Below are 23674 nucleotides of genomic sequence, written 5' to 3'. Positions count from 1 at the left end.
GACGCGCGCGGCGGCACCGGGACCGGGAGCCCGGTGCCGCGCGCGCGGCGGCCGCCGGGCTACGGGGCCGCAGGCGGGACGTAGGTGAACACGCCGAGGAGGTCCTCGGAGCGGGAGACCGCCATGCCGGCGTTGTCGTACGCCGTCACCCGCACCTGGTAGGTGCGGCCAGCCTCGAGCGCGGCGCCGGCGTAGGGGACGGACAGCGTCGCCGCCGCGAGCCGCGCCGGCGCCCACACCGGCGTGCCGAGCGAGTCGAACACCACCAGGTCGAAGCCGCCGGTGGCGGACGGGTAGGCCTGCCAGGCGAACGTCGGGGTGGAGGCGTCGGTGACCAGCGTCTCGCCCACGGTCCCGGTGGACGGGGAGATCCCGGGGTCGGCGAAGCTCACCGCGCCGGTGATCTTGAACGCGCCCGGCGCGCTGGTCATGACGCCGTTCTCGACCAGCACCTCGACCGGCGCGGTGCCGCCGATGCCGGAGACGTCGCGGATGTAGCCGTCGGTCCCGAACGCCGCGAGCACCGTGTACTCACCGTCCGGCACGCCGGGGACGCTGAACCGGGTCCCGGTGGCGTTCGTCAGGCGCGCCACCAGGCCCGGGGGCGACTCGCCGCGATCGAGCTCGACGTCGTAGGTGGCGCGGACCACCAGCACCACCGTGGTGTCGAGCGCGGCCGGCTGGTTCTGGCCGGTCGGCTGGATGCTGCCGGTGACCGTGGCGGCGGCGCGGTTCTTCACCACCAGGTCCACCTGCCGGTCCTCCAGATCGGTGAGCCCGGCCACCGGCGCCGGCTGGTAGTTCACGCCCTGCGTGTATCCCTGCACCGTCCAGTCGCCGGCGGGGACGTTGAAGATCACGTAGTCGCCGGAGGCGTCCGCGACGCCGGTGCGGACCGTGCCGTCGGTGCGCTCGGCCACGACGAGCGCGCCGGCGGTGGCCTGCGCGGCGTTGCCGTGGAGGCGCCCGGTGCCCGCGCCGCTGGTCGGGTCGAGGCCGACGTCGGTGAGCGAGGACGCCACCACCCACTGCGTGGTGGCCGCGTTCACCTCCGTCGCCGCCGAGAGATCGACGGGCACCGCCGAGCGGATGCCGGACGGGAAGGTGGCGAACCCGTCGGCGTCGGCGCGCAGCGTCACGTGCCCGGAGACCGGCGCGAGGTTCGCGTCGCGCTCGGCCGGCACCTGCACCGAGTAGGCGCCGGTCGCGTCGGTGGTGGCGGCGGAGCCGACCGGCGCGCCGTTCACGTCGAGCGGGACCACGCGCGCGCCCTCGATCGGCCCGGCCTCCAGGCCGAGCGACAGGTCGTACACCACCCCGGTGATCACCACCGGCGACGCGCAGCGCGTCCCGACGCCCTGGACCACCTCGCAGACCAGCCCGTCGGCGCAGGCCGCCGGATCCGCCGGGTTGCAGTTCGGGTCCTTCTTGTCGGAGCCGCCGCCGCAGGCGGTAGCCGTGGCGACGGCGGCGAGGAGGAGGAGGCGCTTCATCGAGATGCTCCTTCGTGGAGGGGGAGGCGTGTCGCCGGAACGTGGGACACGCGCGATCGCGCAGTAGACCCCCGCGCTCCGGCGCAGGCCACCTGCGAATTCGGCGACGGCGTGCGTCGTCAGGGCGAGAGGTGGGCGCCCGGAGCACCTCGGCGGCGGCCGTCCCGGTGCTGCGCCCGGCCAGCGCGCGCCCGCCCCCTGCCGCGGCGCGCCGTGGGGGCGCAAGCGGACGTTCACGGACGGCGCGGTTGCGGCGGCGAGGCCCGGCGGACATGGGCCTCGAGTCGCCCCGATCCCCGGGGCGGCGAGGAGCGGAAGGAGCCTCCCATGAAGCTGCTGTTCCGCGCCGCCACGGCGCTCGCGCTGCTCGGGCTCGCGTCGCCGGCGTTCCCGTGCGGCGAGAAGAAGACCACCACGGCCACGGCCACCGACGCGAAGGCGAAGACCACCGCCGTCGCCAAGGCGGAGAAGAAGGCGCAGCCGAAGACCGCGCAGGCGCCTTCCGAGAAGCCGGTCAAGGCCGCGAACTGATCGCGCCCTCCGCTCGCGGCTCGACGGGCTCGGCCGGAGCGGCTTCGAGGAGCCCAGCCGTGGCGCCCGGGCGCCCGCCCCCCGCATCGCCGGGGGCGCGGCGCCCGGTGCGCTTGCGGCCGGCGGCCCGCCCGCCTACCACCGCGGGATGGAGCCGTTCGACCTGGTGGTGGTGGGCGGCGGGCACAACGGCCTCGTGGCGGCCGCGTACGCGGCGCGCGCGGGCCAGCGGACGCTGGTGCTGGAGGCGCTCGACCGCGTCGGCGGCGCGAGCGGCGGCGACGAGCCGTGGCCGGGCTTCCGCGTCTCCACGGCCGCGTACGTCGTCAGCCTGTTCCGCCCCGAGATCGTCCGCGAGCTCGACCTCGCCCGCCACGGCTACGCGGTGCTGCCGCGCGACCCGTCCTCGTTCACGCCGCTCCCCGACGGCCGCTCGCTCCTGCTCGGCCCGGACCCGGCGCTGAACCAGCGCGAGATCGCGAAGTTCTCCCGGCGCGACGCGGAGCGCTTCCCGCGCTACGAGGCGCTGCTCGACCGGCTCGCCCGCGCCGTCGAGCCGTCGCTGCTCGAGCCGCCGCCGGATCCGTTCTCCGGCCGGCCCGGCGACCTGTGGCGGCTGGCGCGCACCGGCTGGCGGCTGCTGCGCCTCGGCAAGGACGGCCCGCGCGCGCTGGAGGTGCTGCTCGGGGCCGCGCGCCCCATCCTCGAGCGCTGGTTCGAGTCGGAGCCGCTCCGCGCCACGCTCGCCACCGACGCCATCATCGGCGCGATGGCCTCGCCGTCCACGCCCGGCACGGCGTACGTGCTGTTCCACCACGTGATGGGCGAGGTGAACGGCGCGCGCGGCGTCTGGGGCTACGTGCGCGGCGGCATGGGCGCGCTCGCGGCCGCGCTGGCGGGCGCGGCACGGGCGGCCGGGGCGGAGGTCCGCACCGGCGCCCGGGTGGCGCGGGTGCGGGTGCGCGGCGGGCGGGCGGACGGGGTGGTGCTGGCGGACGGCACCGAGATCGCGGCCCGGCGGGTGGCCTCGTCGGTGGACGCGCGGCGCACGCTGCTCGGGATGGTGGGGGCGGAGCACCTCGCGCCGGAGGTGGCCGAGGCGGTGGGCGCGATCGACTACGCGAGCGCCTCCCTCAAGATCAACCTGGCGCTCTCCGAGTTGCCGCGCTTCCCGGCGGCGCCGCACGCCGGCGCAACGCCCGGCCCGCATCACCGCGGCACCATCCACATCTCGCCGACGCTGGACCACCTCGAGCGCGCGTTCGCCGACGCCGTGGCCGGCCGGCCCTCCCAGGAGCCGGTGCTGGAGTGCACCATCCCCTCCGCAGTGGACCCGGGCGTCGCGCCGGCGGGCCGCCACCTGATGTCGATGTTCGTGCAGTACGCGCCGTACCGGCTGGCCGAGGGCTCCTGGGACGCGCTCAAGGAGCCGTTCGCGGATCGCTGCGTGGCGCTGCTCGACCGCTACGCGCCCGGCTTCGCCGCCTCGGTGCTGCACCGCGAGGTGCTCTCCCCGCTCGACCTGGAGCGGCGCTTCGGGCTCACCGGCGGGAACATCTTCCAGGGCGCGATGACGCCGGCGCAGCTGCTCTTCCTGCGGCCGTTCCCCGGCGGCGGCGGCTACCGCACGCCGGTGCCGGGCCTGTACCTGTGCGGCGCCGCCACCCACCCGGGCGGCGGGGTCATGGGCGCGTGCGGCCGGAACGCGGCGCGCGAGATCCTGCGGGACGCGCGGCGGGGGCGGTGACGCGCGCCGGCGGCCGCCGCGGCGCCGCGCCCCCGAGCACCGTCCGGGCCTCCGCGGCCAGACCGGCGGCCTTCGGCTCGCCCTTGCGCGCGGCCGCGAGCAGGAACGGCGCTGCCCGCGCGCGATCCCGGGGCGCCCCCATGCGGCCGAACCAGTAGGCCTGGCCGACGAGGAGCGCCGCGCCGGCGTGGCCCAGCGTGGCGGCGCGGCGGAGCCAGCGCAGCGCGGCCGCGTCGTCGCGCGGCACGCCGGCGGCGCCCTGGCGCAGGCACAGCGCGAGGTCCACCATGGCCTGGACCACGCCGGCCGAGGCCGCGCGGCGGAACAGGCGGATCGCGGTCGCGCGATCCCGCGGCGCGCCCTCGCCGTGCAGCAGCGCGCCGGCCAGGCTGGCGATCGCCTCGGGCTTCCCGCGCCGCGCCGCCTCGGAGAACCAGCGCACCGCGCCCTCGAGATCCCGCGGGCCGCCGCGGCCGTCGCGGAGCATCTCGCCGAGCGCGGCCATCGCGTCCGCGAGCCCGGCCTTCGCCGCGGCCTCGTAGGCGCGCCGGGCGGCGGCGTGGTCGCGCGGCGGGTCGCGCTCCAGCGAGCGGGCCAGCGAGAGCGCGGCGCGGGCGTCGCCGGCGCGCAGGCGGGTGCGCAGCGCGGCGCGGCGTGCCAGCAGCTCGGCGCGCGGGTCCATCGCGCCATGGTGCCACGGGGCCGGGTGGCCCGCGAATCCGGCGCCGGCGCCGGCGGGCGGTCGGTCAGCGCGCGACGCGGCGCCGGAGCGCGCCCAGCACGTCCATGCGCGTGACCAGGCCGACGAAGCGGCCGGCGTCCATCACGATGGGTACCAGGCCCGCCGCGAACATCGGCAGGAGCGCCTGGAACGGCGTCGCGGGCGTCACCGTCTCGAGCCGGGTGGTCATGACGTCGCGGACCGGCAGCGAGAGCCGGGACGGGTCGTCCACCGCGGCGAGCAGCAGGTCGGACTCGTCCACGATGCCCACCACGCGCCCGTCCTCCACCACCGGGAGCTGCGAGACGTCGTTCGCCTTCATGCGGTTCAGCGCGACGAGCAGCGGGTCGCCGGGACCGGCGGTCACCACCGCGCGGTCGGCGAAGCGGCGGGTGACGAGATCGGTGAGGTCGCCCACGGTGGGCCGGTCCGAGAGCCCCTGCTCCAGCATCCAGAGGTCGTCGAACATCTTCGACAGGTACTTGTTGCCCGAGTCGCACACGAGCGTGCAGACGCGGAGCGGCCGGTCCGCGGCGCGGCAGTGGCGCAGCGCCGCCGCGAGCAGCGTGCCGGTGGACGAGCCGGCCAGGATCCCCTCGGCGCGGAGCAGCGCGCGCGCGGTCTCCAGGCTCTCGCGGTCCGGGATCCGGTGCGCCCGCCGGACGCGCGAGAGGTCGGCGACCGGCGGCAGGAAGTCCTCGCCGATGCCCTCGACCAGCCAGCTCCCCGCCTTGCCGATCGTGCCGGTCTCGACGTAGCCGGCGAGCACCGAGCCCTCCGGGTCGGCCAGCACCATCTCGCAGCCGGGGACCGCCTTCGCCAGGTGGCGCGAGAGGCCGGTCAGCGTGCCGCCCGAGCCGACGCCGCACACCATCGCGTCGAGCCGGCCGCCGAGCTGCGCCACGAGCTCCGGCCCGGTGCCGGCCTCGTGCGCCGCCGGGTTGGCCGGGTTCGCGAACTGGTTCACGTAGAACGCGCCCTCCTCGCGCGCGATCCGCTCGGCCTGGTCCTGGTAGTACTCCGGGTGGCCCTTGCCCACGTCGGACCGCGTCATCACCACCTCGGCCCCGAGCGCCTTGAGGTGCAGGATCTTCTCGCGGCTCATCTTGTCGGGGATGACGAGCGTCAGTCGGTACCCGCGCTGCGCGGCCACCAGCGCGAGGCCGAGCCCGGTGTTGCCCGCGGTGGCCTCCACCAGGTGACGGCGGTCGCCGCCCAGGCTCCCGTCGCGCTCGGCCGCCGCGATCATCGACAGGCCGATGCGGTCCTTGATCGAGCCGCCCGGGTTCGCGCTCTCGAGCTTCAGGAACAGCTCGCACGGGCCGGTGTCGAGGTGGCGCACGCGGACCATGGGCGTCGCGCCGATGAGCTCGAGCGCGCCGGCGGCGGGGGGCGGAGGGGGAAGGGGCATGCAGCGGCTCTTCCGTCACGGAGGGTGCCGTGTCAAGGCGGGTGCCCGCGAGGGAGCGAGCGGCGTTGCGCCCAGGGAGCGGCCGGCGCGGCGCCGCGGCGCCGTCCTTGGCGAGGCCGCCCCGCCCGGGCGAGCGCCGCCGCCACGCCGGAGGAGGATGTTGCCGGGGCGCCGCGCCCCGCGCGGCCCACGAACCCCCGAGGAGGAACCATGATCCGGATCGCGCTCCTGCTGACCGTCGCACTCACCGCCTCCGCCGCCGCCGCGCAGGAGAAGACGGCCCCACCGCCCGGCGCGGATCCCATGGCCGCGTGGAAGCCGAACAAGGTCGCGCGTGAGGCCGCCGACCGGAAGGAGATCCTCGCGCTCATGAAGGCGATGGACGCCGCCGGGGTGAACGGCGACGTCGAGGCCGCGGCGACGCTCGTCCACTTCCCGGTGCTCATGGCGACCGACGACGCGAAGGGGCAGGGGAGCGCCGAGGCGTGGACCCGCGAGCAGTGGCTCGAGGTGATGAAGCCGATGTACGCGAAGCCGATGTCCGACGCGAAGATGACGCACAACCCGACCATCCACCTGGTGAGCGACTCGCTCGCGCTGGTGGGCGACACCTGGTCGATGACCATGGGCAAGAAGAAGATGGCCGGGCGCAGCGCCGCGATGCTGGTGCGGGTGGACGGGAGCTGGCGCTTCGCCGCGATGATGGAGAGCGGCTGGGGCGACATGCCGGGCATGGACTCGGCCGCGGGCGGCGGCGCCGCCGGCAAGGAGCCGCCCGCCGGCGGGAAGTGAGCCGTGCGGCGCAGGGCCGGCCCCGGGATGGAGCCGGCCCCCGCCGCAGACCGTCAGTAGTCCTCGCCCATCACGTAGGTCCGGCTGGCGCCGGGGATGGGCAGGATGGTGTCCGGCCGCATCATCTCGTTGTCCTCGTGGTCGATGATGTGGCAGTGCCACACGTAGTTGAACGCGCCGCCCTGGCCGCTCGGGTCGAACGGGAACGCGGCGGTGGTGCCGACGTCGGCGCTGGTCGGCGCCCAGCGGACCACGAACCGCGTCACCGTGCCCGGCGGCACCTGCACCGTGTCCTTCCAGCCGCGCTCCTGCGCCGCGGCCGGCACCGGCACGCTCTTCAGGAACCGGGTGACGTCGGGATTGCCGCCGAACTTGCCGGGCGTGCCGGTGTCGTAATGCAGCGGCGGCCCGTAGCCGGGGCAGTAGGCGCCGGCGGTGCAGACGTTCATGCCGATCATGAGCGGCTGGCCGGTGGCGGGGTCGTTCACCTGCGGGAACGCGGCCGCGTACGCCGCCGCGTACTTCGGCACGTCGAGCGCCTGGCGGTTGAGGAGCTGGAACTGCACCAGGTGCAGGTGGATGGGGTGCGAGTCGGCCGTCAGGTTCGCGATCTCCCACAGCTCCGTCTCGCCCTCCGCCGGCAGCTCGGAGTAGTGGAGCCCGCCCGCGGGCAGCTCGGTGAAGTCGCCGCGGTAGGCGGTGCCGGAGGCCGGGTCGTTGCGCGCCGAGGCGCCGCTCCACTTCGTGTTGTTGACCAGGATCTCGAGCGGTCCGCCCGGATACGCGGTCATGACCCCGTCGATCGGGTTCACCGCGTTCACCGGCATCCCCATCACCTCGTTCAGCGTGAGCAGGCGCGTCTTCTGTGCGGTCACGCCCGCGCCGAGCGTCCCGGTGTCGAACGCGACGAGCGGCTTCACCGCGCCCGCGCCGCTGCGGATGGTCGGATCCACGGCCGGGTTCCAGGCGATCCCTCCGGCGCCGCACTGCGCCGGCGCCGGAGGGCAGGCGATCCGGAGCTGCATCAGCTGCGAGAGGCCGCCCGCCGGCGTCGCGCCGCCGGGGTACGGCGTCTTCGCGACGTTCTTGAGCACGAGCGTCGTGCCCGCCGGCTGGCCGCCGAAGTCGATGATGACCTCGTAGCGCTCTCCCGGCATGATCACGAGCCGCTGCGGCGCCGGCTTCAGCGCGGTCGGATCGATCTTCCGGGCCACGTCCACGTAGCCGCCGTCGGTGCCGATGATCCACATCGCCGGCCCGTTGATCTTGGTCTTCGGGTTGGTGAGGAACAGCTCGTAGGTGCGGGCGTTCGAGCCGTTCACGAACAGGAACCGGTAGCGCTTGGGCTCGACCTCCAGGTACGGCCACACCGTCCCGTTCACGAGCAGCGTGTCGCCCACGAACTCCGGGTTCCAGTACGGGTGCTCGGGGTTGAGCGCCCAGAGGATGCCGCCCTTGGTGCCCGCGGTGAAGAACAGCTCGCCGTTCGTGTCGAACATTCGGTCCTGCAGGATGAGCGGGACGATGTTCGCCGGGTTCTCCAGGCCGGCCGGGAGCTGCTGATCGGGATCGACGAGCACGTACCCGCCGGCCAGGCCGGCGTAGACGTTCAGGCGGGTCGCGCCGAGCGTGTGGTCGTGGAACCAGAGCGGCCCCGCCTCCTGGCTGTTGGGGTAGCGATAGACGGTCTCGTTCGGCGCCGGCGAGAACAGCGGGCTCGCGTACCAGGTCGGCCCGTTCATCATGCCGGTGCTGGTGAACCAGGAGTCCGGGCTGCCGTCGAGCTCGGCGGGGATCTCGCCGCCGTGGAGGTGCGGCGCCGCGGGGATGCCCATGGCGCCGTTCGCGTCGCGGTACGGGTACGTGCACACGTCGCGGAGCGCGGGCGGCATGCTCGACATGCACATCTGCATGTTCGCGTCGGCCCAGTGGAGCGTCTGGTCCACGCTGTCGGAGTACGCGATCACGTGCGTGCCGAGCGGGTTCGTCGAGATGGGATCCGGCGAGGCGGGGAGGGCGTTCACGTAGCGCACGGTGGTGGGCGCGCCGCGGGTCGCGACGACCACCGGGCCGAGGAAGGTGTCCTGCGGGAGCGCACCGGCGGCGGGACATCCGCCCAGCCGGTAGCCCCAGGTCCAGGTGGCGGGCCGCTGCCCGGGGGCGAAGGTGCCGGTGGGGAGCACGTTCGTCTGGAACTCGCACATGTGGACGGCGAGCGGCGTCTCGCCGTCGTCCACCACGGTCTCGATGCGCGGGTACGCCGACCAGAGCGGCTCCGCGCTGGCGGAGAGCACCGGCAGCCGATCCACGAACGGCGGGATGGCCTTCGGCGGGAGCGCCGTCTGCGGCGTGAGCGATGCGGACGGCAGCGGTGCGGGCTGCGCGGCGGCGGACACTGCGGCGCTCGCGATCGCGAGGAGCGAGAGCACCTGGGTAGCGCGGGTCACGGTCACGGCATCTCCTGCTTCCGGCAGGGGCCCGGTCGTCCACCTCGCGCCATGCGAGGCGGACAGATGCGCGAAAGGACGGACGGATCCCGTAGCGGCGGGCGGGGACCTGCCGTCCTCTCTTCTTCTCGGTGGCTTTACGATCGAGCGGTTGTCGCACACGTGCACACCACCCCGCTTCGTGACGAGGGGTCCCGATGGGGGCGCCCCGGAGGCCTCCTGCGAGGGCGGGGGATCGCGGATGCGTAAGCCGCCGATTTGACGGAGCGTGATTTACCCCGAGTCCGTGTGTGGCCACGATGGGCCGTCACCGTTGCCGCCAGCGGCGTCGGAGGACGTAAATGTTCGATTGCCGAATCGGCCAGAGTGCCCGCAATGTGCGATTGCCCGAAAAGCGGGCAGCGGCGCAATCAGGCGCGCGAGCGGCCGTGGCACCTCCCGCCCGCACGTTGCCGTTCCCCGCCGCGTCCGCACCCTCATCCACGGGAGGAGGCGAACGATGCGGGTCGAACAGGCGATGAGCCGTGCGACGGGCTGCCGGGAGAACGACTCGGTGCGCGACTGCGCGGAGCTCATGAGGGACGAGGAGATCGGGTTCGTGCCGGTGTGCAACGACGCCGGCGAGCCGGTGGGGGCGATCACGGATCGCGACCTCGCTATCCGGGTGCTGGCGGAGGGGCGCACGGCGGACGAGCAGGTGTCGAGCTGCATGACGCGGGAGGTGGTGGCCTGCCGGCTGGGCGACGACCTCAGGGACGCGGAGCAGCTCATGCGGCAGCGCCAGCTGTCTCGGGTGATGGTCTGCGACGACGACGGCCGGCTCCGCGGCGTGATCAGCCTGGCCGACATCGCCGAGGTCGAGAGCGAGCGGTCCATCGGCGACACCGTCCAGGCGGTGAAGAGCGATCAGGCGTCGATCCACTGAGTGGAGCGGCGGCGAGCGGCGCGGCGGACCCGCCCCCGGGCGGCCGCCGCGCCGCCTTCTCACGATGCGGGGGGACGCCCCATCTGCTCGAAGGGCACGCTCCGAGGGCGTGGACCCCGCGACGGTGCCGGTGCACCCGCACGACGGCCGGAGCATCCCCATCGACTGAGCCGCCCAGGGTGCGATCGCCCGCTACCGGGCAATCCGCCGAGGCCCCGCGTCGCAGGGCCTTCTCCGCGGTGTCTCGTAAGATGCGTCACGGTATCCGCCGGACAGTAAGGAGCACCTCGCATGCGCGTCGCGATCATCGGCTCCGGTCCTGCCGGCTTCTACGCGGCCGAGGCGCTGCTGAAGCGGACCGACGTGGCGGTGGACGTGGACATGTTCGATCGCCTCCCCACGCCGTTCGGGCTGGTGCGAGGCGGGGTCGCGCCCGATCACCAGAAGATCAAGGCGGTCACCCGCGTCTTCGCGAGCACGGCGGCACGGCCCACCTTCCGGTTCCTCGGCAACGTGCGGCTCGGGCAGGACGTCACGGTGGACGAGCTTCGCCGGCACTACCACCAGATCGTCTACGCCACCGGCAACGAGTCCGACCGGCGGCTCGGCATCCCGGGCGAGGGGATCGAGCGCTGCACGCCGGCGACGGTGTTCGTCGGCTGGTACAACGGCCACCCGGACTATCGCCACGCGCGGTTCGACCTGTCGGTCCGGCGGGCCGCGGTGGTGGGCAACGGCAACGTCGCGGTCGACGTCGCCCGCATCCTGCTGCGCACGCGGGCCGAGCTCGAGCGGACCGACATCGCGGCGCACGCGCTCGAGGCCCTGCGCGAGAGCCAGGTCCGCGAGGTGTACCTGCTCGGGCGGAGGGGCCCTGCGCAGGCGGCGTTCTCGCCGGCCGAGCTCCGGGAGCTCGGCACCCTCGAGGCGGCGGACCCGGTCGTCGACCCCGCCGACCTCGCGGGCCTGAGCGACCCCGCGCCGGGCGGGAACCTGGAGATCCTCCGCGCCTTCGCCGCGCGGCGGCCGCGCCCGGACGCGAGGAAGCTCCACCTCCGCTTCCTCGTGTCGCCGACGGAGGTGCTCCCGGATGCGGCCGGCGCGGTCGCGGGGCTGAGGCTCGAGAGGAACCGCCTGGAGACGAGGGCCGACGGCAGCGTCGCCGCGCGCGGCACCGGCGAGACCGAGGTGCTGGAGGTCGGGCTGGTGCTGCCGGCGGTCGGCTACGCCGCGGAGCGCATCGCGGGCGTCCCCTTCGACGAGAAGGCGCGGGTCGTCGCCAACGAGGACGGGCGGGTGGTCGACCCGGTCCGCCGCACGGTGTTCCCCGGCGAGTACGTGGTCGGCTGGGCGCGCAGCGGACCGCAGGGGCTCATCGGCGAGCACCGGCGCGCCTCGGCAAACGTGGTGGCGCACATGTTCGCGGACGGCGCCGGGCTCGAGGCCCGCGCGCTGCCCCCGCGCCACGCCATCGACGAGCTGCTGCGCGCGCGCGGCGTCCGGCCGGTGTCGTTCGTGGACTGGGCGCGGCTCGACGAGGTGGAGGTCGCGCGCGGAGCACGCCGCGGCGCCCCGCGCGACAAGCTCGTCGACGTGGCGGCGATGCTCGCGATCCTGGGCGAGCGGGAGTGACGCTCACTCGCGCTGGAAGGTGAACTGCTGTCCGCCGATGGAGGCCTCGACCATCGCTCCGCCGATCGGCTTGACGAAGACCGCGACGCCGTCGGTGTACCTGGCCGACTCCGCGGCGCCGGACTTGAGCATGACGGCCGAGACGTTCGCCGAGACGGCCAGCTTGCCGGCCGTGAAGCGCTCGAGGTCCTTGGCGCTCTCGAAGGTGAGCAGCTCCATGAACTTCTGGCCGCCGAGCTGGAGCCCGACCGTCGCCTGCGAGATGTCGGCGTAGCCGATGGGCGCGCCTTTCTCGTAGACGATGCCGCGGCCATAGGAGCCACCGACGATGGCCCCGCCCTTCCCCACGTGAGGGAAGATGGCGTAGCCGTGCGCCTTGTCGAGGAACCCCGCGAGGCTCGGGTCGTCTGCCTTCATCGTCGCCAGCGCATCGACGGCGCTGGCCTTCAGATCCTCGCGCTTGGCCGGGGTGCTCGGCGAGGTGGCACAACCCGCGACGGCCACGAGCAACGACGACAGAAGCGACATCGCGACGGCGTTCATCCATTTCATGGGGGCTGCTCCCTCTCCGTGAGCTTCATGAGCTTCGATCAACGTTCGCCCTGACCGTGCCCGCCGGCATTGTCCTTCTGGCCCTTGCCCGGCGGGCCCCCGTCCTTCCGGCCCTCGTCTTGCTGGCCGCTCTTCTGCGGCACGGCCTGGCTCGCCCGGCCGCGGTCCCGCGCGGGCGGCATCTCCCGACCCTGCTCCTGCGGTGCACCCTGAGGATGCTGCCTCTGCTGCCCGGGTTGCACCTGCGGCGCAGGCCGGGAGGGCGGCGGCTCTCGCGCGGGCGCCGGCTGCACCGACACCGGCCGTGGGCTGGCCCTCTGCTGATAGTGCTGCCGCGTCACGACCTCGCGCGGCTGGTACTGGAACCTCTCGGAGCGGACCGCGTGTTGCTGCTCCAGCGCGCGAGGATAGCGATCACCGGAGTACTCCCGCTGGTAGACCGGAAGCGGCGCGGGAGGTGGAGCGGATCGGCGATCCCATCGGTCCCATCCCCTTCGATGCTGCTCCCAGCCGCGGCCCCAGCGCTCGCCCCAGCGTGGGGGCGCGTCCTGCGCCCAGGCGCGGAAGTACACGGGCGGCTGGCGGTAGTAGCGCACCGGAACGCGGAGCAGGTACAGCGGCACGGAGTCGGGATCCACCATCTGCCACGGCCCGTCGTACCAGCTGCTCAGGTACCAGCGGTCGCCCTGATACACCCAGTAAAGTCCGTCGTAATAGAAGTAGTTCGCAGGCGCACGAGGCGCGTAGTAGACGGGGTGGCCCGGCACCACGACGAGCTCCGGGAAGACGGGCATGCTGAACCCGATGTTGACGCCGACGGAGACGCCGACCTGCGCGCGGGCCATCACCGGGCAAAGGATCAACGACAACGCCATGAGCAGGCTGCGCATCTCGTGACCTCCAGTTCCGTGAGCTCGACGACGGCCGCCCGGGCGCGCCGAGGCAGCGCTCGCCCCGGGGCTCCTCGCGGCGCTAGACGACTCGCCGGCGCTGGATGATGCCCACAAGCACCGCGACGACTGCCACCACCAGCAAGGCGTGGATGAATCCACCGAGGGTGTACGAACTCAGGAGCCCGACGGCCCAGAGAACGAGGAGGACGACGGCGACGGTCCAGAGCATGACCAACTCCCTTCACGTGGGGTGCTCGCCGGCAGCACCACCGTCAGTGTGCGCCGAGGCGTGCGGAGAACAAGGAGCATCACGGGACCGCACGTTCTGGCGCGGTGACGTGTTCGCGCGCGACCGACGCCCTGCACGTGACCGCTGCCTGCCACCGGCGCCGCTCGCGGCCTCCGACGCCGCGGCGGCAAAGGGTCCGGCTGAAGGGGTGGCGAGTGTAGGGCCGCCCGGACTCGAACCGGCCAGGACTAGCGTTGCATACGTTGGGACGGAGTGCACCGGGGCGCATCCAGGCGGAATCACTGACACGGGTTCCGGGCCGTCGCTGTACCGGGACGGCTCCGATGCATCTGACCCGATACTCAGGGCTGCACCGGGGCTGCAAGTTGCGTCGGCGCCCGTCTCCGACGCACCTCGGAGCCACGACGACGAGAGGCGGTCCAGCGCCGCGCGTGGCGAGGCGGCGTGGGACGCGCTCGAGGCCGCCAGGGTGGCACTCGCAGCGGGGGATCGGCGGCGCGCGCGGCGGCTGCTCCTGGAGGCGCTGGGCGCGCTCGAAGAGGACGTCTGATGCCGCGCGCCTGGCCCGTCCAGCCGCGCGAGGGCTTCACCGGGTTGCCGAACGCGGTGCTGGCCCGCGCGATCGGCGAACTCACCGCGGAGCAGCTCCGCCTCTTCATCGGCCTGGCCTACGCCGCGGAGTGGCGGCCGGGAGGCTCGGTCTCGGCGGATGGCCGCTGGCGCATCGGGCGTGGCCAGGTCCTCGTGAGCTACGACGGCTTGGCCGCGAGGTACGGCATGGAGTGGCAGGCGGTGCGCCGCGCGCTGCGCCGCTTCGAGCAGGTCGGACTCGCGACCGCCCGGCGGGCATCGCTCGTGGGGGTGTCGGGCGACACCCGTGCCGACACCCAGGCCGACAGTGCACCCGACACCTCGGGCGGCACCCCCCCGACGCTCGTAGACCTCGGAAGTTGGTTCGGAATTCAGGCGCCGTCCGGACCGACCGACACCCCGGCCGACACCCAGGCCGACACCCGGGCCAACATGTCGGCCGACCCCATCCAACAAGAGAACAAGGGAACACAGAACACGAAGACGTCTTCGCCGTCGCCTTCGGCTCCGGCGAGCGCGCCGCGCCGGCGCAGGAGGGCAGGGGCAGAGCCTGATCCGCGGCACCGGCCGCTGCAGGAACGCCTCGAGGCCGCCTTCCGCGAGGTGCGTGGCAGCGCGTACGGGTTCCAGCCGCGCGACGCGAAGGCGCTCACCGAGCTCCTGCGGTTGTCGAACGGGGACTCCGCCGAGGTCGAGCGGCGGTGGCGGACGGGGCTCGACGAGGCCGGCTTCCGGCGCTGCGACGGGATGCACGAGCTCGCGGCGAAGTGGAACGCGTACAGCGGAGCGAACGGCGCGCCGCGGCGCCCAGTGCCGGCGGAGGAACAGCCGGCGGGTCCACGGGAGCAGCCGGAGCGGCGGCTCGCTGCCGCGGCGCGGGAGGCCGAAGGCTGGGCGCTGCTCGAGGAGCGAATCGACGCGGCCGGCAAGCTGACGCCGATGCTCCAGACCACCTTGGGCGGCTGCGAGCTGCGCACCGAGGGGCAGCTGCTCACCGCGCGGCCCCGCCGTCCCGATGTGGCGGCGGCGCTCGAGTTCTACCGCGCCGGCCTGGAGCGCGAGGCACATTGCCTGGGCCTCGGCCTGCAGATCCTCGAGCCGGCCCGCGCCGCCGCGATGGGCGGCGCGCCATGATGCCGGACCACGGCCCCAACGCGGAGGAGCGGCTTCGCCGTACGACGGCGCGCCTGCGCGCCGAGGCGGCCGCGCTGGCCGCCAGCGAGGCGAACGAAGCCGGGCCCGCATCCGAGCCCGCTGAACCCGGCGATCGCCCCGCAGAGTCCGCGCCCGTGCGCGAGGAGGCGCCCCCGGCGTACTGGCAGGAGGCCGCCGAGGACCGCAGCGCCGAGGTGCGCCGTCCGCCGCGTGAGGTGACACGCTCGGCGCGTGGACCTGACGACTTGATTCCACCTGATGCCCCGCCGCGTCGCGCCTGGACGGCAGCCCGCCCGGCTCGTGCGCACAACCCAGCGATATCCCGAGATAAGCGGCGCCGCGTTGCGCTCGGTAGGCCTCAGGTTCTGCAGCTGGCGCTGCCGGTCGTTGGGCAGGTCGCGTGCCGGTGAGAAGTCCCAGCGCCACGCCTCGCCCGGAAGACCGCTCGTGCGCCGCTTGCGGCGATCCCCTGCGCCCGAGCAACCGGAGCGGCATCTGCTACCTGTGCCGAAAGGCGAACGTGTCGAACCGGCAGTGCGCCTGCGGATGTGGCGCGCTGCTCGACGTCAGGAACCAGAGCGGGTTCGCGCGTGCCTGCTACCCGCGGCTTCTGGCCGCCGCGGCGAAGCAGCTCGTCGAGCAGAGAACCGCCGACAACCGACCTGTCCACCTATCGGAGTGTCGCGAGGCGGCGCCTACTCGAGCTTGAGGAGCCGCTCGATGACCGCCTCTGTCACCCCCATGAACGGCGCGAGGCGCCGCAGTTCGTACCGCAAGCGCGTCTACCATGACCGACTGCTCGCCGCCTTCGTCCAGCACACCCGGACCGAGGACGTAGCGAAGCACGTGCGCCTCTCAGTGCGAACGGTTCAGCGCTGGCGCGCCATCCCCGAGTGCTGGGCGGAGGTCGAGGCCGCACGCGGCGAGGTCATCCGGGATGCCGTGACCCGTCTCCGGAACGGTCTTCCATCGGCCGCGGATCGCCTGGTCCAGCTCGCGCGCGGTGCCAAGTCCGATCACGTGGCAGCCCGCGCCGCCCAGGCCGTCATCGAGGCGCACGCCACGCTGACGGTCCGCCAGGATCTCGATGCGCGGCTCGCGCGTGTCGAGGAGCTCCTCGCCGCCTGCGCGGCTCGATGGGCGCTGTGTAGCGCGCCGCCCGCGACCGGCGCCTCACGGCGGTTCGAGACGATCCTCGGCGGTGCAAGGTGAAGCGCTGCGCGGCGCGGGAGCCTGGCATCGACCGGTGCCCGATCGGCGGGCCGGCGACCACCAAGACCTATCGGATCCCGGGCGCGCCCGTTGGCGTGCCGTACTACCGCGCCGGGCGGATGTACGAGCCCGGCGAGATCGTACGCCTGCCGGCGAGCGAGCTGGCTCCCGGGTGGCGAGTGGTGAACGGCGTGGCTCGGCCCGTCCTCCCTCACGCCTGGCGCGAGGTGCGGGCCGACGCCGGGCCAATGCTGGACGGGCACCGTTCGAGGCGAGGCATCGTCGAGCGTGGCGCGCACGAGAGCGACGAAGACCACCAGGAGGAGGACAGCGACGAGGGTTGACGCAGCTCGCCGCAAAGAGACCGAGGCGCGCGACGGGGGCGCGCCGGGAAAGCAGCATCACCACAGGAGACGGACATGATCGAAGAGGTGGAAGCGGTTGCGACCCAACAGTTGAGGGACGCGGTTGCCGCGAAGGTGAAGGCGGCCGAAGAGAGGCGCGAGCAGTGCGAGGCCGCGGTGCGCGATCTCGAGGCGCAGATCGCGTCCGTTCAGGAGACGCTGCGCGCGATCGAGGATGCTCCGGAGGTCACGCAGAACGACCTCCTCGAGCGGGAGAACGCGCGGCGGAAGCAGCGCACGCTCAAGGCATCCCTCGCGGCCTCCCGTGCGGCGGCGCAGAAGGCCGAGACCGACCTGGCGGAGGTCCAGCTCGCGGCAGACAAGCTCGAGCTGCAGGACCTCCAGGAGCAGGTCCGGAAGGACGTCGTGTCCCTCGGCGAGTACTTCCTCAACTTGGAGCAGCAGGTCCGCCAGCGACTCGCGGCGCACCGGGATCTCGTCGCCGCGCGAAGGGCACTCGGGGACGCGGTGCGCGTCGGGTCCGGTGGGGCGCCGGGAACGCACACCGGCGGGACGGTCTTCTCGACCATCTCGGAGGCCGAGGGCGAGCTGTGGGACGGGATCGCGAGGGCGCTCCTCACGGTTCGCGAGATGGGGGTGAAGCGGCAGCGCGCGTACCTCCACGGTGACCGGGCCGAAGAGGACGGAAAGTGAACTCGGGGCACCGCTTCCCGAAGTCGATGTACCCGAAGATGGAAGCCGAGCTCGGCGGCGCACGGGTCCGCGCGGGGGAGCGACCGCCGCCCGAGCGCGGACCGGGGGCGACCAAGCCGCCCGGCGCCAATGCGGGCGGTGCCGCCGAGGACCGGTTCCTCCGGGCGATGGTCGAGCTGGGGCTCCCGCGCGAGAAGGCCGAGCCGTTGCTCGCCGCGCACCGACGCGCCGTGACCAGCGCTGTCGCGCAGGCCCGGCGCGGTGGTCGCAACTCGAGGAGGTAGCCAATGGGCGTGGCAGACGACATCGGGGGGAAGCTCTACAAGTCGATGGAGCAGGAGGGGGCGAAGGCGCAGGACCCGGCCCCGACGCAGGTTCGCCTCGAACCCGAGAAGCAGAGCAGTCCGCGCGCGCGGATGGAGCAGATGTACGCGCGCACGATGCCATCGGCGGCCGGTGCGCCGCGCGGCAGGCCGGAGGTCGCCAGCGACCAGGACGGACGCCGGGGTGCGGACGGCGAGCCGGGCGCGCCCGGGCGCGTCCTCTACCCGAAGATGCAGGCGGAGCTGGACGGCGATCCGGAGGGGGTGGGCGGGTCGGAGGTGGAGGGGGAGGGCGACGGCGAGGAACGCCGCGAGCGCCAGCCGACCGAACCCGCGGCCGCTCCGGAGTCGCCACTCGATCTCGAGGCGCCTGCAGGGATGGATCCGGCTGACCCGATCCTCGGCGAGTTCAAAAAGGTGGCGGACGAGCTCGGTCTCGACGGGGAAGGGGCGAGCAGGTTCCTCGAGATGCACGAGCGGTCCCTCGAGGCGTGGCGCGAGACCTGGGATGCCCAGGTCACCTCGTGGGAGAAGGCGGCGCGCGACGACCAGGAGATCGGCGGCGACCGGTTCGACTCGTCGATCGGCATCGCCCGCGACGTCGTCTCCGAGTTCGGCACGAGGGAGCTGGAGGAGGCCCTCGACGCCCACGGATACGGCAACCATCCCGAGCTCGTCCGGCTACTGGTTCGCGTGGGCACGGCGCTCCGGGACGCGCGAGGTTCTCGCCGATGAGCGTTCACCGAGGGGAGACGACCTGATGGGCCTCCAACCTTTCCGCCAGGGCTCCTTCGCCGCCGGCGAGCTCGGCCCGCGGCTCCACGGGCGCCACGACCTCGCGAAGTACCAGGTCGGCCTCCGGCGCGCGCGCAACTTCTTCCTGTCCCCGGAGGGCGCCGCGCTCAACCGGCCCGGGACCCCGTTCGTGCGGGAGGCCAAGGACTCCGCCGCCGGCGTGGACCGCGGCGCGCGGTTGATCCCGTTCATCTTCTCGGAGGACCTCGGCCAGGCGTACGAGCTCGAGTTCGGCCAGGGGTACGTCCGCTTCCACGTGGGCGGCGCGACGATCGCCGACCCGCTCAACTCGGCGCAGCCGTACGAGCTAGCCACTCCGTACCTGGCCGCGGACCTCCCGCGCCTCAAGTACGCGCAGCAGGGCGACGTCGTGACCCTGACGTGCAAGGGCTACGATCCGCGCGAGCTGCGCCGCCTGGCGCACGACTCGTGGGAGCTCGTCCCCCTCTCGTTCGACGTCCCGGCGCCGAACGGCGTCGTGTACCTCGGCGTCGAAGCGCTCGAGAACGTCGCGGACGCGACGCACCCGGCTCGCCAGTGGGCGTGGCAGGTCACGGAGATCTGGGAAGACGAGAGCGGCCTGCAGTGGGAGACGAGCCCGCTTCGGGTGCGGAAGATCGCAGTCGGCGCGGGCGCCACCTGGCACACCGGCTTCACGTACCCCCTCGGCGCGTGCGTCTCGTACGCCGGGCAGTTCTGGCAGTCGGTGATCGCGGACAACCGCGGGCACGTCCCAGAGGCCGTGATGGTGGGTGACCCGCCGGCGGCGACTTACCCCTACTGGACGCCCGTCGGGGCCGTCCCGGATCCGTTCGCCGTCTACGAGTCGAACGCTCCGACCGATGTGGTGCTCTTCCCGGACCGCACCATCAAGCTCTGGGCCTCCGGGGCGTGGACCGGAGTCGACGGCTCCCGTCTCGTCGGGCGACGCGTGTACCGGGGCCGTGGAACCGTCTTCGGCTACGTCGGGGAATTCGAGGTCGCCGAGTTCCGCGACACCGGCGACACGCCGGATCTCAGTTACTCCCCGCCCCAGGGTCGAAACCCGTTCACGGTGTTCGGGCCCGCAGGCGAGGTGGTGCGCCTCGAGCAACCGTCCGTCGTGACGTTCCACGCCGAGCGGCGCTCGCTGCTCGGCACGGCGCAGCGCCCGGCGCACGCCTTCCTCTCGCGGACCGGTGACTACTACAACTTCGACAGGCACACGCCCGCGCTCGTGGACGACGCCTTCGAGCTCGAGCTCGCCGGGCGGCTCCGCGAGGAGGTCCGGTGGGCGGTGGGCGCCGCGGCGCTCCTCATCGGCACGCAGAGCGGCGTCTGGGCCATCCGGCCGCCGAGCGGCGAGGTCCTCGGGCCGGGGAAGGCAACCGCGGTCCCGCAGAGCTCCGCCGGCTCGAGCTACCTGGACCCGCTCGTCGTGCCGAGCGCCGTCGGCGACGCTGTGCTGTACGTCCGCACCAAGGGCTCGGGCGTGCGCGACCTGGTGTACGACGACGGCCGCCAGGGGTTCGTGGGCTCCGACCTGTCGCTCCTCGCGAAGCACCTGTTCACCGGCTACTCGATCAAGGCGTGGACGTTCCAGGAGGACCCGTGGAGCGTCGCCTGGCTGGTGCGCTCCGACGGGAAGCTCCTCTCGCTCACCTACGTCCGGGATCAAGAGGTCTGGGCCTGGGCGTGGCACGACACGCAGGGCATCGTCGAGGACGTCTGCGCCATCCCCGAGGGCACCGAGGACGCGGTCTACCTGATCGTGAAGCGGCAGATCGGGGACGGGACCTGGCACCGCTACGTCGAGCGCATGGCGTCGCGTGTCCTCCCGACCGAGCCGGTGGAGGCGATCGACGCCGAGGGGAAGCCCTACACGACCGCGCGCGTGATGGCGGAGGAGGGGATCTTCCTCGACTCCGCGGTCACGGCGCGCGCCGTCCCGGCGGCCGACCCCGGGCCGGTGGTGGGCGGCCTGGGACACCTCGAAGGCCTCCAGGTCGTCGCGCTCGCGGACGGCCGGGTGCTCCGGGAGGACGCGGCCGGCGCGCCGCTCCGGGTCGCCGGCGGGCAGGTCGTGCTCCCGCCCGGCGACGGCGAGGGCTACCAGGTCGTGCACGTCGGCCTCCCCTACGTCTCCGAGTTCGAGCTGCTCGACCTGGCGCTGCCGAACGCGAACGTCCGCAACCAGGTCAAGACCGTGACCCGCGTCGCCTTCGAGCTCGAGGCGAGCCGCGGGCTCGAGGTGGCGGAGGCGGCCGGCGCGCCCGAGAGCGAATGGGCCGAGTGGGAGCAGCCGGGCGACGGGTTCAGCGTGCCCGAGCTGTTCTCCGGCCTCGCCGAGGTCGTCGCGTTCTCGAGCTGGAACAAGAAGGGCCGCGCCGCGGTGCGCCAGCGCGAGCCGCTGCCGTGCACGGTGCTCGCCGTCACCAGGGAGGCCGACGTCGGTGGCAGCTGAGCGGTAGCCCGGGCCGAGGAGCTCGCCCGCGTGCTCCTCGCTACAGGTCGCCGATCTTCAACGCACGCAGTCGCGCCGCTTCGTCCATGACCTGGCGGCGCGTCGTTGCCCGGCGCGGCGCGGCGGCCGCGCGGTGCCGGCGCGGCGCCTCCGGCTCCTCGAGGAACCGCTGGATCTCGGACCGGGCGATCCGAACCCGGCCCCCGTACCTGGTGGCCCGCAGCCGCCCGTTGCGGAGCAGCTGCTCGAGCGTCGTCGAGCGGTCGACCCCCAGGAGCCGCGCCGCCTCCCGCTTGCCCACGGCCTCCGCCGGCGGGGGCTCCGCGAGGCGCGCAGTGAGCGCGTCGACCTTGCGCTCGAGCCGCTCGATCGCGGCGAGGAGGACCTGGAGGGTCGCGGTCGGCTCGGCCACGAGTTCCTAGTGCGTCGACCCGTCGGACGAGAGGCCCGCGTTCGTGAGCACCTCGGCCTTCACTTTCACCGCGACGCGATCGGCGAGCGCACGGACGTTGGGACCGAAGGTTACGGCTAGGGCGTCCGCCAAGGCACGGGCGGCGGCGTAGGCTGCGATCGCGTCGCTGGCGCGGATCTCCCTGGGGAGCTGCGTGCTGAACGCCGCTGCTACCTGCCTGGCCGCGGCGGCGAGTTCATCGAGGGCTCGTCCCGTCGCAGTCCGTGCTGCGTCTTCCTCGGTCATCGGAAGGGCTCCGCGCGGCGCGGTTCCTCTTGCGCGCGCTCGAACGATACAGCGTCGGCGTCGCCGTCTGTTGCGGGATAGGTTGTCCGCGAAGCAACCGCCGTTGTGACCATACCGTTCGCGAGGCGGTGACGCGCTTCGAGGGGAGCGTGACGGTTTGCAGAACCACGCCCAGTCGAGCGCACCATCTCAGGTCGCGACGCCATCCCGCCGCATCCGTTAAATGAGATGACGCGACAGGTCACCCGAGCATGGTTCACATGTACGCGCTCGCCACTCTTCACTTCGCCCTCGGAAGCGCATACTGTCCGTGTCCCCCGTCCGCTTGGAGCCGACCGACCCCTTAGGAGACGCCATGTCCAGGTCGCGCGAAGAACTGCAGCGAGAGGCAGAGGCCGAGTTCGCGGCCATCGAGGAGGCAGCCGCCCGAGAGGCAGGTCCGGGCGTCATGGACGTGTTGAGCCTCTACGGGGGGTACGAACGCGCAGTGGTGGAAGTTGGTCGCTACCTCGTCGCGGAAGCCATCGCGCCCATGTACTCGACGAACGACGGATCGGAGCGCTAGATGCCCACGTGGGGAGGAATCCTCAACGAGATCAAGGCAGAGCGCGCCAAGAAGCCTGCACCCACCCCGGGAACTGAGTTCGACATCGTTCGCCGTCGCTACCTCAAAGAGGTGGCAAAGACGACGGGGCGGAATGTGGTCCTGTACGCAACCGCATGGACGCAGCCAGGCTCCGACCCTCAGTTGACCTCCGTCACGATGGAGGATCTTCAAGGGCTAATGGAGGTGTTCCACGGGCTGGCGGCGGCGAAGGGCGTCGACCTTATCCTTCATTCGCCGGGCGGCTCGGCTGAGGCAGCCGAGGCGATCGTCAACTACATGCGGTCGAAGTTCTCCGACGTCCGGGTGATCGTCCCGCATGCGGCGATGTCAGCTGCCACCATGCTGGCTTGCTCCGGCGATCGTCTCCTGATGGGCAAGCATTCGTTCCTGGGGCCCATCGACCCGCAGTTCATCCTGTCCGGCGGGGACGTTTACACGCGCGTGGCACCAGCCCACGCAATCATGGAGCAGTTCAAGTTCGCGCAAGATGAATGCGCGAAGAACCCCGCGAAGATCGCGACCTGGCTGCCCATCCTGCGTTCGCTCGGGCCGTCGCTGCTCATGCAGTGCCGGTACCACACGGATCTCGCAGAGTCGCTCGTCGGCTCGTGGTTGGCCAAGTACATGCTCAGCGGTCATCCGGACGCTGTGGCCAAGGCTGAGGCGATCGCGAAGACGCTCAACAACCACGACCACTTCAAGTCTCACTCGCGCTTCATCCCACGTGAGGAGCTGAAGACCCTCGGTCTAGTAGTCGATGACCTCGAGTCGGACCAGCAGCTGCAGGACCTAGTGCTCTCCGTGTATCACGCCGCGACGCACACCTTCAGTGGCACAGGGGTGGCGGTCCAGAAGATCATCGAGAACAACTGGGGCAAGGCGTTCATCAAGAGCCAGCAGATCGTGCAGTTCCAAGCGGTGAAGGCCGGTGGCGCCGGATCATTCGCGCTTCCGATGCCGCCGATGCTGGCCTCCTAGAGTTGCCTCGCGCGGGGACCTGTCGAGCGGCCATTCCCCCAGCCTCTCCAGCCCCGCGCGCGGTGGCATTGCCCGCCGAACGGAGCGCGGGAGCGAGCCGCTCAGCGCAGTCGTTCAACGAGAGCGGCCCCGGCGACGGAGCACCGGGGCCGCTGCACTGCAGGCTACGAGTTACTGCCGCTTGTCGTCGTCGTTGCGGACGACCATCGGCCACGCGCGGTGCCCGTACCGGCGAGCGTCGAGCCACGCTCCCGTCCGCGGGTCCTTGCGCCAGCGCCGGAAGATGACCGTGCATCCCGGCGGCACAGGCGGGAACATAGAAGAGCCGCTCATATGAGGGCCTCCTTTCGTTTCCAGTTACCGCCCGCAGCGGAGAGCTTGACGAGCGCGTCCAGTGGTGACACCGTCCGCGTGTCCTGTT

Annotated in this window: 23 protein-coding genes; 14 read left to right on the top strand and 9 right to left on the bottom strand. The window is 72.9% G+C overall.

Annotated elements, in window-relative coordinates; translation table 11 throughout:
• Positions 1–59 precede the first annotated feature (59 nt).
• Positions 60–1493, bottom strand: coding sequence for a carboxypeptidase-like regulatory domain-containing protein (locus tag A2CP1_RS17350; RefSeq protein WP_015934581.1), 1434 nt, complete (start codon positions 1491–1493; stop codon positions 60–62).
• Positions 1494–1820: 327 nt separating this feature from the next.
• On the opposite strand from A2CP1_RS17350, the gene A2CP1_RS17345 reads away from it, so the two are divergent.
• Together A2CP1_RS17345 and A2CP1_RS17340 are read left to right on the top strand one after the other, a co-directional pair.
• Positions 1821–2024, top strand: a complete 204-nt coding sequence (locus tag A2CP1_RS17345) for a hypothetical protein (protein WP_012527369.1) — start codon at positions 1821–1823, stop codon at positions 2022–2024.
• A gap of 148 nt (positions 2025–2172) precedes the next feature.
• Positions 2173–3771, top strand: a complete 1599-nt coding sequence (locus A2CP1_RS17340; RefSeq protein WP_015934580.1) for a phytoene desaturase family protein — start codon at positions 2173–2175, stop codon at positions 3769–3771.
• On the opposite strand, the gene A2CP1_RS17335 is transcribed toward A2CP1_RS17340, so the two are convergent.
• Positions 3707–4453 (bottom strand): tetratricopeptide repeat protein, encoded by a 747-nt coding sequence (locus tag A2CP1_RS17335; RefSeq protein ID WP_015934579.1) that lies wholly within the window; start codon positions 4451–4453, stop codon positions 3707–3709. The two genes, A2CP1_RS17340 and A2CP1_RS17335, sit on opposite strands and share 65 nt — an antisense overlap.
• Positions 4454–4517: 64 nt before the next feature.
• Positions 4518–5903, bottom strand: a complete 1386-nt coding sequence (locus A2CP1_RS17330; RefSeq protein ID WP_015934578.1) for a pyridoxal-phosphate dependent enzyme — start codon at positions 5901–5903, stop codon at positions 4518–4520.
• 210 nt (positions 5904–6113) lie between these two features.
• On the opposite strand from A2CP1_RS17330, the gene A2CP1_RS17325 reads away from it, so the two are divergent.
• A complete protein-coding gene (locus A2CP1_RS17325; protein ID WP_015934577.1) occupies positions 6114–6695 on the top strand; it encodes a DUF4440 domain-containing protein in 582 nt (193 codons plus the stop codon).
• Between the two features lie 53 nt (positions 6696–6748).
• Here the strand turns inward: A2CP1_RS17325 and A2CP1_RS17320 are convergent, their stop codons facing one another.
• Positions 6749–9142: a multicopper oxidase family protein gene (locus A2CP1_RS17320; RefSeq protein ID WP_245529821.1), complete on the bottom strand. Its 2394-nt coding sequence runs from the start codon at positions 9140–9142 to the stop codon at positions 6749–6751.
• A 499-nt stretch (positions 9143–9641) separates the two neighbouring features.
• Here A2CP1_RS17320 and A2CP1_RS17315 point away from each other — a divergent pair, with 499 nt between their 5' ends.
• On the top strand, positions 9642–10067 hold the full coding sequence (locus tag A2CP1_RS17315; RefSeq protein WP_012527363.1) for a CBS domain-containing protein: 426 nt from the start codon (positions 9642–9644) through the stop codon (positions 10065–10067).
• Positions 10068–10358: 291 nt separating this feature from the next.
• Positions 10359–11699, top strand: a complete 1341-nt coding sequence (locus A2CP1_RS17310) for an FAD-dependent oxidoreductase (RefSeq protein WP_015934575.1) — start codon at positions 10359–10361, stop codon at positions 11697–11699.
• A 3-nt stretch (positions 11700–11702) separates the two neighbouring features.
• Here the strand turns inward: A2CP1_RS17310 and A2CP1_RS17305 are convergent, their stop codons facing one another.
• The 3 genes from A2CP1_RS17305 to A2CP1_RS23300 all read right to left on the bottom strand — a co-directional run bounded on the left by A2CP1_RS17305 (position 11703) and on the right by A2CP1_RS23300 (position 13373).
• The gene (locus tag A2CP1_RS17305; RefSeq protein WP_015934574.1) at positions 11703–12251 is read right to left on the bottom strand and encodes a lipid-binding SYLF domain-containing protein; all 549 of its coding nucleotides are present in this window, start codon (positions 12249–12251) and stop codon (positions 11703–11705) included.
• 38 nt (positions 12252–12289) lie between these two features.
• On the bottom strand, positions 12290–13141 hold the full coding sequence (locus tag A2CP1_RS17300; RefSeq protein ID WP_015934573.1) for a hypothetical protein: 852 nt from the start codon (positions 13139–13141) through the stop codon (positions 12290–12292).
• 82 nt (positions 13142–13223) lie between these two features.
• Entirely contained in the window at positions 13224–13373 is a 150-nt protein-coding gene (locus tag A2CP1_RS23300; RefSeq protein WP_015934572.1) for a lmo0937 family membrane protein, read from the bottom strand.
• A 615-nt stretch (positions 13374–13988) separates the two neighbouring features.
• Here A2CP1_RS23300 and A2CP1_RS17295 point away from each other — a divergent pair.
• From A2CP1_RS17295 to A2CP1_RS17265, 7 genes are all read left to right on the top strand, one after another.
• A complete protein-coding gene (locus A2CP1_RS17295; protein WP_150106360.1) occupies positions 13989–15119 on the top strand; it encodes a hypothetical protein in 1131 nt (376 codons plus the stop codon).
• A gap of 741 nt (positions 15120–15860) precedes the next feature.
• A complete protein-coding gene (locus A2CP1_RS17290; protein WP_015934570.1) occupies positions 15861–16352 on the top strand; it encodes a hypothetical protein in 492 nt (163 codons plus the stop codon).
• A complete protein-coding gene (locus A2CP1_RS17285) occupies positions 16349–16696 on the top strand; it encodes a hypothetical protein (protein ID WP_015934569.1) in 348 nt (115 codons plus the stop codon). Before A2CP1_RS17290 ends, A2CP1_RS17285 begins: the two co-directional genes overlap by 4 nt.
• Positions 16697–16771: 75 nt before the next feature.
• Complete coding sequence (locus A2CP1_RS17280) at positions 16772–17410, top strand: hypothetical protein (protein ID WP_015934568.1); 639 nt, start codon at positions 16772–16774, stop codon at positions 17408–17410.
• Positions 17407–17694, top strand: a complete 288-nt coding sequence (locus A2CP1_RS17275; protein WP_015934567.1) for a hypothetical protein — start codon at positions 17407–17409, stop codon at positions 17692–17694. The genes A2CP1_RS17280 and A2CP1_RS17275 overlap by 4 nt, the downstream gene beginning before the upstream one ends.
• A 9-nt stretch (positions 17695–17703) precedes the next feature.
• Entirely contained in the window at positions 17704–18468 is a 765-nt protein-coding gene (locus A2CP1_RS17270) for a hypothetical protein (RefSeq protein WP_150106359.1), read from the top strand.
• Positions 18469–18493: 25 nt separating this feature from the next.
• Positions 18494–20971 carry a phage tail protein gene (locus A2CP1_RS17265; protein WP_015934565.1) on the top strand — a complete coding sequence of 826 codons (2478 nt, stop codon included), beginning with the start codon at positions 18494–18496 and terminating at the stop codon, positions 20969–20971.
• 40 nt (positions 20972–21011) lie between these two features.
• Here A2CP1_RS17265 and A2CP1_RS17260 read toward each other — a convergent pair whose 3' ends face one another.
• Positions 21012–21383, bottom strand: a complete 372-nt coding sequence (locus A2CP1_RS17260) for a helix-turn-helix domain-containing protein (protein WP_015934564.1) — start codon at positions 21381–21383, stop codon at positions 21012–21014.
• Between the two features lie 6 nt (positions 21384–21389).
• Positions 21390–21668, bottom strand: coding sequence for a hypothetical protein (locus A2CP1_RS17255; protein WP_015934563.1), 279 nt, complete (start codon positions 21666–21668; stop codon positions 21390–21392).
• A gap of 355 nt (positions 21669–22023) precedes the next feature.
• Between A2CP1_RS17255 and A2CP1_RS17250 the strand changes: the two genes are divergently transcribed.
• Together A2CP1_RS17250 and A2CP1_RS17245 are read left to right on the top strand one after the other, a co-directional pair.
• Positions 22024–22233, top strand: coding sequence for a hypothetical protein (locus tag A2CP1_RS17250; protein ID WP_015934562.1), 210 nt, complete (start codon positions 22024–22026; stop codon positions 22231–22233).
• Complete coding sequence (locus A2CP1_RS17245) at positions 22234–23253, top strand: SDH family Clp fold serine proteinase (RefSeq protein WP_015934561.1); 1020 nt, start codon at positions 22234–22236, stop codon at positions 23251–23253.
• Positions 23254–23674 lie beyond the last annotated feature (421 nt).

Source organism: Anaeromyxobacter dehalogenans 2CP-1 (assembly GCF_000022145.1).
Classification (GTDB): domain Bacteria; phylum Myxococcota; class Myxococcia; order Myxococcales; family Anaeromyxobacteraceae; genus Anaeromyxobacter; species Anaeromyxobacter dehalogenans.
This window is presented reverse-complemented; position numbering and strand designations above follow the sequence as displayed.